This window comes from Stenotrophomonas sp. Steno-Z4 (genome assembly GCF_056393145.1).
In genome coordinates this window covers 293,035-305,135 of sequence record NZ_JBWJPC010000004.1, presented here as the reverse complement: position 1 = coordinate 305,135, position 12,101 = coordinate 293,035, and the positions used below count along the sequence as shown (strand labels likewise).

Annotated in this window: 8 protein-coding genes; 4 read left to right on the top strand and 4 right to left on the bottom strand. The window is 69.2% G+C overall.

Features of this window, described 5'->3' with window-relative positions; genetic code table 11:
• The first annotated feature begins 9 nt into the window (after positions 1 to 9).
• Both AC06E7_RS12150 and glgX read left to right on the top strand, forming a co-directional pair.
• Positions 10 to 174 carry a DUF2934 domain-containing protein gene (locus AC06E7_RS12150; protein WP_083214152.1) on the top strand — a complete coding sequence of 55 codons (165 nt, stop codon included), beginning with the start codon at positions 10 to 12 and terminating at the stop codon, positions 172 to 174.
• Positions 171 to 2,297, top strand: coding sequence for a glycogen debranching protein GlgX (gene glgX, locus AC06E7_RS12145; protein WP_478064886.1), 2,127 nt, complete (start codon positions 171 to 173; stop codon positions 2,295 to 2,297). The genes AC06E7_RS12150 and glgX overlap by 4 nt, the downstream gene beginning before the upstream one ends.
• Positions 2,298 to 2,315: 18 nt before the next feature.
• Here glgX and AC06E7_RS12140 read toward each other — a convergent pair whose 3' ends face one another.
• Together AC06E7_RS12140 and AC06E7_RS12135 are read right to left on the bottom strand one after the other, a co-directional pair.
• Positions 2,316 to 3,539, bottom strand: coding sequence for a patatin-like phospholipase family protein (locus AC06E7_RS12140; protein ID WP_478064885.1), 1,224 nt, complete (start codon positions 3,537 to 3,539; stop codon positions 2,316 to 2,318).
• Positions 3,540 to 3,594: 55 nt separating this feature from the next.
• Positions 3,595 to 4,515 carry a LysR family transcriptional regulator gene (locus AC06E7_RS12135; protein WP_478064884.1) on the bottom strand — a complete coding sequence of 307 codons (921 nt, stop codon included), beginning with the start codon at positions 4,513 to 4,515 and terminating at the stop codon, positions 3,595 to 3,597.
• A gap of 126 nt (positions 4,516 to 4,641) precedes the next feature.
• Here AC06E7_RS12135 and AC06E7_RS12130 point away from each other — a divergent pair, with 126 nt between their 5' ends.
• A complete protein-coding gene (locus tag AC06E7_RS12130; RefSeq protein ID WP_478064883.1) occupies positions 4,642 to 5,772 on the top strand; it encodes an alkene reductase in 1,131 nt (376 codons plus the stop codon).
• Here the strand turns inward: AC06E7_RS12130 and pip are convergent.
• Both pip and AC06E7_RS12120 read right to left on the bottom strand, forming a co-directional pair.
• A complete protein-coding gene (pip, locus tag AC06E7_RS12125; RefSeq protein WP_478064882.1) occupies positions 5,748 to 6,710 on the bottom strand; it encodes a prolyl aminopeptidase in 963 nt (320 codons plus the stop codon). The two genes, AC06E7_RS12130 and pip, sit on opposite strands and share 25 nt — an antisense overlap.
• A 53-nt stretch (positions 6,711 to 6,763) precedes the next feature.
• Positions 6,764 to 7,210 carry a hypothetical protein gene (locus tag AC06E7_RS12120; RefSeq protein WP_478064881.1) on the bottom strand — a complete coding sequence of 149 codons (447 nt, stop codon included), beginning with the start codon at positions 7,208 to 7,210 and terminating at the stop codon, positions 6,764 to 6,766.
• 130 nt (positions 7,211 to 7,340) lie between these two features.
• Here AC06E7_RS12120 and AC06E7_RS12115 point away from each other — a divergent pair, with 130 nt between their 5' ends.
• Positions 7,341 to 12,095 carry an ATP-dependent helicase gene (locus tag AC06E7_RS12115; protein ID WP_478064880.1) on the top strand — a complete coding sequence of 1,585 codons (4,755 nt, stop codon included), beginning with the start codon at positions 7,341 to 7,343 and terminating at the stop codon, positions 12,093 to 12,095.
• The last annotated feature ends 6 nt before the right edge of the window (positions 12,096 to 12,101 follow it).

The following is a 12,101-nucleotide window of genomic DNA, read 5'->3' as shown; positions in this document are numbered from 1 at the left end:
GATACGACGATGGACGAGCAACAGAAAGCCGAACGCACCCGGGAACTGGCCCGGCAGATCTGGGAGGCGGAAGGCCGCCCGGAAGGACAGTCGGCACGTCATTGGCAGATGGCCGAGCGGCTGGTCGCCGCCGAGATCGAAGCGCTCCTGCACGACCAGGAGGTGCCGCGATGAGTACCGGCAATGGCGCAGGGCATACCCGGGTCAGGGCAGGGCGACCGTACCCGCTGGGCGCCACCTGGGATGGGTTGGGCGTCAACTTCTCGCTGTACAGCCGGCACGCCACGCAGGTGGAGCTGTGCCTGTTCAATGAACGCGGGCGCGAGGTGGAGCGGATCCGCCTGCCCGAATACACCGATGAGATCTGGCACGGTTACCTGCCGGACGCGCGGCCCGGCCAACGCTACGGTTACCGCGTGCACGGCCCGTACGCGCCGGAGGCCGGCCATCGTTTCAACCCGAACAAGCTGGTGATGGACCCGTACGCCAAGCAGCTGGTCGGGCAGATCAAATGGGCGCCGCACCTGTTCGGCTACACCCTGGGCCACAAGGACAAGGACCTGAGCTTCGACCGGCGCGACAGCGCGGCCTACGTGCCGCGCTGCGTGGTGGTCGACCCGGCGTTCACCTGGGGCGCCGACCGCAGCCCGGCCACGCCGTGGGACCGGACGGTCATCTATGAGGCGCACCTGCGCGGGTTGTCGATGCAGCACCCGGCCGTGCCCGAGGCCATGCGCGGCACCTTCTCGGCGCTGCGTTCCGACGCGCTGTCCGATCACCTGCGCCAGCTGGGCGTGACCGCACTGGAACTGCTGCCGGTGCATGCGCACGTGGACGACCAGTACCTGGTCGAGCGCGGACTGAAGAACTACTGGGGCTACAACACGCTGGGCTTCTTCGCGCCAGATCCGTCCTTCCTCTCCACCAGCACCATCGCCGAGTTCAAGCAGATGGTGGCCAGCCTGCACGACGCCGGACTGGAGTTGATCCTGGACGTGGTCTACAACCACACCGCCGAGGGCAACGAACTGGGTCCGACGCTGTCGTTCAAGGGCATCGACAACGCCAGCTACTACCGCCTCGCCGATGATCGCCGTTATTACATCAACGACACCGGCACCGGCAACACGTTCGACCTGACCAACGCGGGCGCACTGCGCATGGTGATGGACTCGCTGCGCTACTGGGTGCAGGACATGCACGTGGACGGCTTCCGCTTCGACCTGGCCACCATCCTCGGGCGCGAACGCGCCGGCTTCGATCCGTCCGGCAGCTTCCTCGATGCGGTGCGCCAGGACCCGGTGCTGAGCCAGGTGAAGCTGATCGCCGAACCCTGGGACATCGGGCCCGGCGGGTACCAGCTCGGCAATTTCGCACCGGGTTGGGCCGAGTGGAACGACCGTTTCCGCGACAACCTGCGCGCGTTCTGGAAGGGCGACGAAGGCCAGCTCTCCGAGTTCGCCACGCGCCTGATGGGCTCGGCGGACCTGTTCGACCACAACGGGCGCCGGCCGTCGGCGTCGGTCAATTTCGTGACCGCGCACGACGGCTTCACCCTGCACGACCTGGTGAGCTACAACGACAAGCACAACCTGGAAAACGGCGAGGAAGGCCGCGACGGGACCGACCACAACATTTCCTGGAACCACGGCGCGGAGGGGTCGACCGACGACCCCGGCATCCTGGCGCTGCGTCGCCGGCAGATGCGCAACCTGCTGGCAAGCCTGCTGCTCGCGCAGGGCACGCCGATGCTGCTGGCCGGGGACGAGTTCGGCCGCACCCAGAACGGCAACAACAACGCGTACTGCCAGGACAACCCGATCAACTGGATCGACTGGGAGCGCGCGGCGAGCGAAGAAGGCCAGCAGCAGTCGCTGTTCGTTCGCCGGCTGCTGGCGCTGCGGCGACGCTACCCGCAGCTGCGTCGCAGCCGCTTCCTCGACGCCCGCGACGGCCACGGCACCGACGCCGCGCACTGGATCCGGCCGGACGGCCAGCCGATGCAGGAAGGCGACTGGCACGCACCGCAGCAGCGGGCCTTGATGCTGCAGCTGCCGGCGATGCCCGCCGATGGCGACGGCAACGGCAACGGTGTGGAGGGCATCCAGCTGTTGCTGCTGGTCAATGCCGCTGCGGAGCCGCAGGCCTTCGTGCCGCCGCCGCTGGACAACACGCCCTGGCGGCTGTTGATCACCTCCGTCGACGACGCGCCGGTGCAGGCCGACGAGCACGGGCACTGGCACCTGCCGGACCGCGCCATCGCGTTGCTGGCCAGCCGGGGCAGCAGTACGCACTGACCGCGTTGCCTCCCGCGTTCAGGGCTCGTCGGCGGGCGACATTCCGGGCGGGCGCGACAGCCACACCGGGCCTTCGCGGGCCCGGTCGTAGCCGACCTGGTAGAGCACGGTCATGCGCGCCGGATCAAAGCTGGCGGCGTCGGCCAGCGCAAGCCGCGAATCGATGGTGACCCAGGCAAAACGCGCACCGTCGCGCCGGGCGTAGGCGTACTCGCGGAACAGGTCGCCGATCATCCCGGCGCGGCCGGCAACGTCGATGGAACGGAAGGCTATGCCGCGCAGCGAACGCTCCGCCGGGTGCGACGCCGCGGCCAGCTGGCCATTGTGGATCATGAAAGTATCGTAGGTGGCGGGGGCGCGTGACAGCCGGTTGTAAATCCGCTGCGGATCGATGATGCCCGCATGCAGGAAGATATTGGCGGCGACGAACCCGTCCACGTGCATTTCGTCGTAGCGCTTGCCGAGCACGTCCACCTCGATCAGTACCGGCGGAAAGGCAATCGGGATCGAGGCCGACGCCAGCATCACCCGTCGGAACAGCGCCAGCGCCTCCGGCGATCCGCGCGTGGCGATCAGGCCCATGTTCCAGACCACGAACTGGCGCGAATCCAGGTCTGCCGTCCCCATGTAGAGACGACGCCCGGCGCGGTGTTCGGCGGCGATCCTGGCCAACAACGGCGCGTCGATGGCGCGTGCGATCAGTGCCTCCAGCGGCGCGGTGTTCGCCAGTGCATCGCGGCGAAGCAGCGCCATCAGCGGGTTGCCGGCCGCGAACACGTCGGCGTCGGAGGTGGTGGTGTAGAAGCGTCGCAGCGCCTGGTCGTGGTCCGGGCCGAGAAACGCGTAGGGCGCCATCAACGCACCGGTGGATACGCCGGTGACGATCTTGAAGGTGGGGCGGGTGCCGGTCGCGGTCCAACCGTTGAGGAAGCCCGCGCCGAAGGCACCATTCGCGCCTCCGCCGGACAGGGCCAGATGTGGATAGTGGATGTGCCCGTCAGCGGCCACTGGAAACTGATCCGCGCGCTCATCGCGGATGGACTGCTCGAAGTCGAGCTCCATGTCGCGGTTCGGCCGGCCGGCCCAGGCACGCACGTCCGGCATGCCGGGTACCACGGCCCAGGCGATCTGGTCGGCGGGCACCGGGGTGCGGGGCAGGGTGGCGCAGCCGCCGAGCAGCAGGCACACCGCCAGGACAGCGGCCAGAAGCGGGAGGCGGCGGTAGGCATGGATCGCATCCATGCGCCCAGCGTGGCATCCACCCGGACCCGGTTCCACAGTAATTCCCGCAGCGTCTCTACAGATCCCAGGCGGGTGGGGTGCCGAAGCCTTCCAGCAGGAAAGCGGTCACCTCGCGCACCTTGCGCGAGCGCAGCTTGTTCTCCGGTGACAGCAGCTGGATGTAGGAGGTCTCGGTCGCAACCGAGCCTTCCCACGCCCCGAGCAGCGGCACCAGTTGCTGCTTCGCAAAGCTTTCGCGGCGGTACAGCCAGCTGGGAAACAGCACCACGCCGTGCCCTTCGAGCGCGGCGGCGAGCAGCACTTCGGCGTTGTTGCTGCACAACGGCCCGCTGACGTTGATGCCTTCGAATGCCTGCGACGCTTCCTCGCGGAAGTACCAGCGCTGGGTGCCGAACTCGCCCTTGTAGAGCAGGCAACGGTGGTCCAGCAGGTCGGCGGGTACCCGCGGCGTGCCGTGCGCGGCCAGGTAGGCCGGACTGGCGGCCACGATCTGCTGCTGGGCAGCGACGGTCCTGCCGATCAATCCCGAGTCCACCTGCGGCCCGATCCGCACCGTGATATCCACGCCTTCCTGCACCGGGTCGATGTACGCATCGGTGAGCTGCAGTTCCACATCCAGTGCCGGGTGCGCGGCCTGCAGCGCGTTGAGCAGTCGGGCCACGTGCAGCCGCCCGAAGGCTTCCGGCGCGTTGATCCGCAGCCGGCCACTCAACCCTCCGTCATCGCGCCCCAGGTCGTCCACGGCCGCATCCAGCAGTTCGATCGCCTCCCGCACCTGCTGGTGGAAGCGCTCGCCGTCCTCGGTGAGCCGCACCGCGCGGGTGCTGCGGTAGAACAGCTGGCGGCCCAGGTCTTTTTCCAGCGCGGCGATGAAGCGCGACACCGAGGAGGCCGGTACCCGGAAATGCCGGGCGGTGGCCAGGAAGCTGCTGGTACTGGCCACCATCAGGAAGTAGCGCAGGGCCTTGAGCTGCATGGGTTTGCTCCATAAATGCAATTTGAGCAATTGTGATTTGCCCGTTGGCTGGATTGTAGCTGTATCGGCATCTGCCTAGCATGCACACCTGCCCGCACTGGCGGGCCCCTCCCCAGGAACACCGCAATGACGTCCTTGTTCACCCCGTTCGATCTCGCCGGCACGCCGCTCCGCAACCGCGTGGTGATGGCGCCGCTGACCCGCGCCCGCGCGCCCAACGACATCGCCGACGAGCGCATTGCGCTCTATTACGCCCAGCGCGCCACCGCCGGCCTGATCGTCAGCGAAGGCACCCCCATCTCGCAGGAAGGGCAGGGTTACCTGTTCAACCCGGGCATCTTCCGCCCGGAGCAGATCGAGGGCTGGCGCCTGGTGACCAACTCGGTGCATGCCGTGGGCGGCCGCATCGTGGCCCAGCTCTGGCACGTGGGCCGGGTTTCGCACCCGACCATCCAGGCCGACGGCCGCCTGCCGGTGAGCGCCAGCTCCAAGCAGCCGGTGGGCGCGCAGGCGTTCGGCTACGACGAGACTGGCACGCCTACCCTGGTGGCACCGCCGGCGCCGCGCCAGCTCGCCACCGACGAGATCGCACGCATCGTGGGTGAGTTCGCGCAGGCGGCGGCCAATGCGATCGACGCCGGTTTCGACGGCGTGGAAATTCACGGCGCGAACGGCTACCTGTTCGAGCAGTTCATGAACCCGCTGGTCAACGACCGCACCGACCAGTACGCGGCAGACACCATGGAAAACCGCCTGCGCTTTACCCTGGAGGTGATCGACGCGGTGGTGGCCCGCATCGGTGCGGCGCGCACCGGCATCCGCCTGTCGCCCTACGGGCAGCTGTTCGACATGCCGTTGCACGACGCCATCGACGAAACCTACGGCGTGCTGAGCAAGGCCATCGGCGAGCGTGGGCTGGCCTTCGTCCATCTGATGGACCAGTCCGGGTTCAAGGTGGGCGATGTGGTGGTCGACCCCGGCGCCGAAGGTGGCTTCCACGGCCTGCTGCGCACCATCAAGGGCAACCTGCCCAACACCGCGTTGATCCTTGCCGGTGGGCTGGACCGTGCACGCGCCGAGCAGTTGATCGACGCCGGCCTGATCGACCTCGCGGCCTTCGGCACGCCGTTCATCGCCAACCCGGACCTGGTGGCACGCCTGCAGAACGGCTGGCCGCTCAACACCCCGGACCGCACCACGTTCTATGGCGGTGGCGCGAAGGGCTACACCGATTACCCGGCGTACGCCGCGGCCTGATCGGCGAAGGCATCGGTGGCGCGCACCAGCGCGTCCACCGTGGCCGGCTCGGTCGCGCTGTGGCCGGAGAGCACCATCTCCAGCCTGGCTTCCGGCCATGCCTGGGACAGGTCCCAGGCACTGCGCGGCGGGCAGATGATGTCGTAGCGCCCCTGCACGATCACCCCGGGCAGGTGGCGGATGCGGTCGATGTCGCGCAGCAGCTGGCCGTGATCGAGAAAGGCGTTGTGGCGGAAGTAGTGCGCCTCGATCCGCGCCTTGGCCAGGGTCTCCAGCGGGTCGGCGTCGGACACGGCATCGACCTCGTGCACCAGCGTGGCGGCGAAGTCTTCCCAGCCCAGCCAGGCCTGCGCGGCCGCGATGCGGGTGGCGCTGTCGTCGCTGTCCATGCGTTGCCAATAGGCTTCAATCATGTTGCCGTGCGCTTCCTCCGGCAGATGGGCGGCATAGCGCGCCCAGCGCTCGGGAAACACCCAGCGCGCACCGCCATCGGCTTCATTGAACCAGCGGTTCTCTTCTGCACGGCCCAGGTAGACTCCGCGTACGATCACACCGGTGGCACGGTCGGAGTGCGCCTGCGCATACGCCAGTGCCAGCGTGGAACCCCACGAGCCACCGAACACCAGCCAGCGTTCGATGCCCAGCCGGGCACGCACGGTTTCGATATCGGCCACCAGGTGCGCGGTGGTGTTGTCGCGCAGTTCGCCGAACGGGGTGGAGCGGCCGCTGCCGCGCTGGTCGATCAGCACGATCCGGTAACGCGCCGGATCGAAGAAGCGCCGGTGCGTCGGCGATACGCCTGCACCGGGGCCGCCATGCAGGAACACCACCGGGATGCCGCCTGGGGTTCCGCATTCCTCCACATACAGCGTATGCAGGTCATCGACCGGGAGGTGGTGCTCGCGGAACGGAGTGGTCGGCGGATAGAGCGTGCGCATGGCGAAAAACCTTGGGACGGGTGCCCGCCAAGGATAGCCCAGGCGTCAGTCAGTCAGTCGCGGTCCACGTCGACATCGACATCCCGTACGGTGTCGCGCAGCAGTTCGACGGTAAAGCGGGGTGAGCCGCGCTGCGCCGTGATGACGACATCCTCACCGTCCACGACGACGGCCGCATAGCGTTGGCCGAGCCGGTTCGCCAGTGCATCGCGGGCGGCACGCGCGATGTCGCGGTCTGACTCGCCCTTGCGGATCGGAACGTCGACGTGCATCGGCGACTCTTCCTGCACCCACAGGCGGAAGCTGATGATGCCGTCTGAATCGGCTGCGTCGTGGAACTCCAGCCGCCAGCGGTCGGCCGGCTCCGGTCGCGGTGCCTGGTTGGCGTTCGGCATGAGGAGCGGAGCAAACTGCGCATACGCAGGCGCATCCGGGGCAGGCAGCGCGCACAGGATGACCAACACCACCGCCAGGGTGTTTCTGATCGCCTGCGGATTCATGCTGGACGCTCCGCTGTTGGCCGAGGGGCCAACCCAGTGTGAGCCTTGCATGAAAAACCGTCTGCCGCATCGGAAAATCTGCGTGGCCGTGATCGGTATTTCTACGCAGCGGAAGGTAAGGTGGGCAGCCATGACGCCTTCGCCCGCTGCCGCCCTGACGTTGTTCGAACCCGCCACCAGCGCCTGGTTCGCCTCGGCGTTTCCCGCGCCCACCCCGGTACAGACCGCGGCGTGGCGCGCCATCGGTGCGGGCGAGCACACGCTGGTAATCGCGCCGACCGGATCTGGCAAGACCCTGGCGGCGTTCCTGCACGCCATCGACCAGCTGTACCGCGCACGGCAGCAGGAGGCCGCGCGCGCCGGCGCGTCGAAGGCGGCGCCGCGCCGCACCCGTGTGCTCTACCTGTCGCCGATCAAGGCGCTTGGCGCCGATGTCCAGCGCAACCTGCAGGTGCCGTTGCAGGGCGTGGACGCCGAGCGGGAACGGCGGGGCGATCCCGCGGTCGCGCTGACGGTCGGCATCCGCACCGGCGACACTCCCGTGGCTGAACGTGCGCGACTGCTGCGGCGGCCGCCGGACATCCTGATCACCACGCCCGAATCGCTGTTCCTGATGCTGACCTCGAAGGCGCGCGATACCCTGCGCGAAGTCGATACCGTGATCGTGGATGAGATCCATGCGGTGGCCGGCAGCAAACGCGGCACCCATCTGGCGCTCAGCCTGGAGCGGCTGGACGCATTGCTGCAGGTGCCCGCGCAGCGCATCGGCCTGTCGGCCACGGTGCGCCCGGTGGAGCAGGTGGCGGGGTTCCTGGGCGGCGACCGGCCGGTCACCGTGGTCGACCCGGCCAGCCCGCGCAAGCTGGACGTCAGCATCGTGGTGCCGGTGGAGGACATGGCGGACCTGCCACCCCACGCAGGGCCGGGCGCGGAAAGGGAGCCGAGCGGACGGGTGGGCTCGATCTGGCCGCACGTGGAAGCAAGCATCCTCGACCAGGTGCTGGCGCGGCGCTCCACCATCGTGTTCGCCAACTCACGCGGGGTGGCCGAGAAGCTGACCGCGCGGCTCAACGAACTGCATGCCGAACGCACCGCACGCGCGGCCGGCCAGCCGCCTGTCGCGCCCGTACCCGAGCAGTACGGCTCGTTCACCGGCAGCACGGTGTCGCGGGTGGTGGCCAGCCCCGAGCTGATCGCGCGCTCCCACCACGGCTCGGTCTCCAAGGAACAGCGGCGCGACATCGAGCAGTCGCTCAAGGACGGTTCGCTGCGCTGCGTGGTGGCGACCTCCAGTCTGGAGCTGGGCATCGACATGGGGCTGGTGGACCTGGTCATCCAGGTCGCGGCACCGCCGTCGGTGGCCAGTGCGCTGCAGCGGATCGGCCGGGCCAGCCACCAGGTCGGCGGCACCTCCACCGGGCTGGTCTACCCGCGCACGCGACGTGACCTGATCGACGCCACCGTGGCGATCGAGCGGATGCTGGAAGGGCGCATCGAAGCGGTGGATCCGCCGCGCAACCCGCTGGACGTGCTGGCCCAGCAGACCGTGGCGGCGGCCTCGATGGAGCCGCTGGATGTCGACGCCTGGTATGCGCGCGTGCGTCGCGCGGCGCCGTACCGCAGCCTGCCGCGCAGTGCGTTCGATGCCACCCTGGACATGCTGGCCGGGCGCTACCCGTCCGACGACTTCGCCGGCTTCCGCCCGCGCCTGGTGTGGAACCGGCAGAGCGGTGAACTGAGCGCACGGCCGGGGGCCAAGCAGCTGGCGGTGACCAGCGCCGGGACCATTCCCGACCGTGGCATGTACAACGTGATGCTGCCCGAAGGCGAAGAACGTGCCGGCTCGCGCCGGGTCGGCGAGCTGGACGAGGAAATGGTCCACGAATCACGGGTCAATGACGTGATCACGCTGGGCGCCACTTCCTGGCGGATCGAGCGGATCACCCATGACCAGGTCGTGGTCACGCCCGCGCCCGGGCGCTCGGCACGGCTGCCGTTCTGGCGGGGCGAAGGCGTGGGCCGCCCGGCGGAACTGGGTGAGGCGGTGGGCGCGTTCCTGGCCGCGCTGGATGCCGACGCGGGCAACGACACGCTTGCGCCGGCGTTGCTCACGCGGTTGCAGGGTGCGGGTCTGCAGCCCAATGCGATCGCGAACATCATTGGCCTGCTGGATGAGCAGCGCGCGGCAACCGGCGTGCTGCCGACCGACCGCCGGCTGGTGGTGGAACGCTGCCGTGACGAATCCGGCGATTGGCGGGTGATGCTGCATTCGCCCTATGGACGGCGCATCCACGATCCCTGGGCGCTGGCACTGGCAGGGCGCATCCAGGAGCGCTGGGGCGTGGACCCGGCGGTGGTGGCCAGCGATGACGGCATCATCGTGCGGATTCCCGATTCGTCTGGGCGGCTGCCCGGCGCCGAGCTGTTCCTGTTCGAGCCCGAACGGCTGCGCCGTGAGGTGACGCTGGCCGTGGGCGGTTCAGCGCTGTTTGCCGCACGGTTCCGCGAGTGCGCGGCGCGGGCCCTGTTGCTGCCGCGAAGCAAGCCGGGAAAGCGCTCACCGCTGTGGCAACAGCGCCTGCGTGCCGCCGAGCTGCTCGCCATCGCGCAGCGCTATCCGGAATTCCCGATCCTGATCGAGGCGGCGCGCGAGTGCCTGCAGGATGTCTACGACCTGGATGCGCTGGACACGCTGATGCAGCGTCTGGCCGATGGGCGCATCGAGATCGCCGAGGTCACCACCGAGGTGCCGTCTCCGTTTGCCGCCAACCTGCTGTTCGGCTACGTGGCCGAGTTCATGTATGGCACCGATGTGCCGCTGGCCGAGCGCCGCGCGTCGGTGCTGTCGCTGGATGCCGGGCTGCTGGGTGACCTGCTCGGCCAGGTGGATCTGGGTGAACTGCTTGATCCCGCCGTTGTGGAACAGGTGACGCTGGAGTTGCAGCGGTTGGCACCGGGGCGGCAGGCGAACGGCAGGGAAGGGCTTGCCGACCTGCTGCGCGAGATGGGCCCGCTGAGCGCGACGGACATCGCAGCGCGCCTCATCGATGCAGACAGCGTCGGCACGCATCTGCGTTCGCTCCAGGGCGAGCAGCGCATCGTTTCCGTCCAGGTGGCCGGGCGGCCGGTCTGGGCCGCCGTGGAGGACGCCGCCCGCTTGCGGGATGCGCTCGCCGTTGAACTGCCAGGCGGCATACCCGTCGTGTTCCTGCAGCCTTCCAGCGACCCGTTGGGCGAGCTGCTTGGACGCTACGCGCGCACCCATGCGGCATTCACCACGGGCGATGCAGCCCGCCACTGGGGGCTGGGCGTGGCCGTGGTGGATGCGGCGCTGGAGCATCTGGCCGGACAGGGCAAGGTGCTCAGTGGTCATTTCGGCGCGGGGAACGCGCGCGACGACGGCGCCGATGCTGCAACGGTTCCGTTGGCGCGCCGCGAATGGGTGGGCGAAGCGGTGTTCCAGCGCCTGCGCCTGCGCTCCCTGCAGGCCGCGCGTGAAGCGACCCGCCCGGCCAGCCGTGAGGCGTATGCGGCGCTGCTGCTGGAGCGGCACGGGCTGGTGGCCGACGCGACGGTGGCATCGCGCTCCAGCACTGTACCCGCGCACGGCGCACTGGAAGGTGGCGATGGCGTCCTGCGTGTGATCGAGCTGCTGGCCGGCGTTCCGATGCCGGTGTCGGCGTGGGAGCACCAGATCCTGTCGGCACGGGTAGCCGACTACATCCCGACGATGCTGGACGAGCTGCTGGCGACCGGCACGGTGGCGTGGGTGGGTCATGGCCGCCTGGGCGAGGATGACGGCCTGGTGTCGCTTCATGTGCAGGAGGGCATGGGCGAAACGCTGCCTGTCGTGCAGGCGATCGAACCTTCGCCCCTGCAGGCGGCGCTGTTGACGGTAATGGCGGATGGCGGTGCGTTCTTTGCACGACAGCTCGCCACTGCGGTGCAGGCGCGCCTGGCTGCTGCCGGCGTGGACGACGTCGTAGTCGATGCCGAGACGCTGCACACCGCGCTGTGGGAACTGGCATGGGCCGGTCGGGTGACCACCGATCTGTGGACGCCGCTGCGGCACCTGTCGGCCACGCGACCCGCGCGCCCGCGGGCGACGACCTCTGCGCGACAGAACCGCTACGCCCGGGGCAGGGCGATGATGGATCCGCTCGGCGCTGCGGGCGGCCTGCAGCCGATGGCGACCACGTTGGCCACGCCTACCCTCGCGGGTCGATGGTCGCTGCTGCAGCGGCCGTTGGTCAGCGATACGGTGCGTGCGGTCGCGCTGGCGAACGGGCTGCTGGAGCGCCACGGTATCGTGACGCGCGGCGCGGCCATTGCCGAAGGCATCGCCGGGGGTTTCCCAGCGCTGGTGCAGGTCTATCGCGGCATGGAGGATGCCGGCCGGGTGCTGCGCGGGCGGTTCGTGGACGGGATGGGCGGCGCACAGTTCGCCGAACGTGGCATGGTCGATGCCCTGCGTGAGGTAGCCGAGGCGCAGCAGCCCGGGCGGGTCGGGTTCAGCGTGGGACTGTCCGCGGCGGACCCTGCCAATCCGTTCGGTCCGGTGCTGCCATGGCCGGCGCACCGCGTGTCACAGCGGCCGGTACGACGGCCCGGTGCACTGGTGGTGATCGGCGGCGGGCGCCTGCGCATGTACCTGGCCCAGGGCGGGCGGCAACTGCTGACGTGGTTCGAGCCGGGCGCGCCTGGTGAAGACGAGGCGCTGACCGCGGCCGCCCAGGCGCTGGTCATCGCACTGCGACGCGGGCGGCGCATGACGTTCACCCTGGAATTGATCGACGATGCGCCCATCCAGCGCGATGCGGTGACCGAGGCACTGCGTGCGGCGGGTTTCTCCAGCGCGCCACGCGGGCTCGACTGGCAACCCTGAAGCCAC